The sequence below is a fragment of the Blastomonas sp. CCH9-A1 genome (genome assembly GCF_001557175.1).
Lineage (GTDB): Bacteria > Pseudomonadota > Alphaproteobacteria > Sphingomonadales > Sphingomonadaceae > Blastomonas > Blastomonas delafieldii_A.
On sequence record NZ_LSHM01000034.1, the window covers coordinates 1 to 1,124 of the forward strand.

At 59.3% G+C, this 1,124-nt stretch carries 1 pseudogene; it reads right to left on the reverse strand.

The features are described 5' to 3' along the window. A pseudogene (locus AX725_RS21515) lies at positions 1-307 on the reverse strand (hypothetical protein); the annotation flags it as partial. Positions 308-1,124 lie beyond the last annotated feature (817 nt).

Consider the following 1,124-nt stretch of genomic DNA (forward strand, 5'->3'; position numbering starts at 1 on the left):
ACCATGCAGCCCGGTGACCACACCCCAAATTACACCTCATTGACGGACGTGACCTCAACATGCGCCCGTTTTGCCCCGGACGCCGGGCTGGAGGCAGCGGCGGCAAGGCAACTTCGCGACCCGCATGGACGCGGTTCCAGTGACCCTGTGGTGGCAGTGTGACATCGTATTTGCGGAGCATTTTCCTCAGCGCCACATCGCTCACACCAAATTTGGTGGCGAGGTCGCGCATCGGCTCTGACCAGGCGAAGGCGATGACATCCTCCGGCATGGCTAGGTAGTCGTGACGCCAGTACCAATTCGACATTCATTCCTCTTGAGCAGACGCCCAATAGTGTGGGCAGGGCCGAAGGCCTGAAGCGGTGCAGGCGGAATTGGTCAAGCGGTTGACAGAAATCCACAATTCTGAATTATTGCGCCGATGGGACGCAGGCCGAGATCAACTTCGGGCGCACTTGCTCTTCCGCCGCAGACAAATGCGGCAGCCGATCTGCATGTCCGTTTTGCTGACGTCGTTGCAGAGTGTTACCGGAGGCGCCTGAAAGGGGACGTCGAAGCGAGCACCAAGGCCATTTCCGAGGCAGCACAAAGCCCGCACGATGCTTATGGGCGGGCCTTCCGGACAAGGTTTTGGGCGTCGAGGCTTTCCTTGGTGCTAACGCCCGTTGGCGTGGCAGTGCTCGTAGCTCACTACGCAGGTGAGTTTGTCCTCTCGCCAGCCCCTTTCATCCTGGCCTTGATCGCTGCGTTGGCGATGGTTCTGGTTCCGATCGGTTGGCACTCGTGGCAATACGCCTATGGCTTTCCTCAATCTCCTTTGCCAGTTGCTCATGAGACTGACAGCATAGTCGAGCCCATTTTCGCGGCATTGCAGGCCCCGCAGGGTCCTCGGCTGATGGTGCGAATCCCACTCACAGGGCAGTACTGGCCGCTCGACCAGCGCATTTGTTTCGGACGGCTGCGCTATCTGCTTCTGTCGCGCTTCCGGGAACAGCGCTCCGATGTGACAGCCTTTCCATACCCATGGTACTTGTCTGGTGATCTTTACCTTACCCCGGCAGGTGCGGATCTGTGGACCGGCGTGCAAAAGGGACCCCGTTAGCGGGGTGATCGGCGTCTAAAAG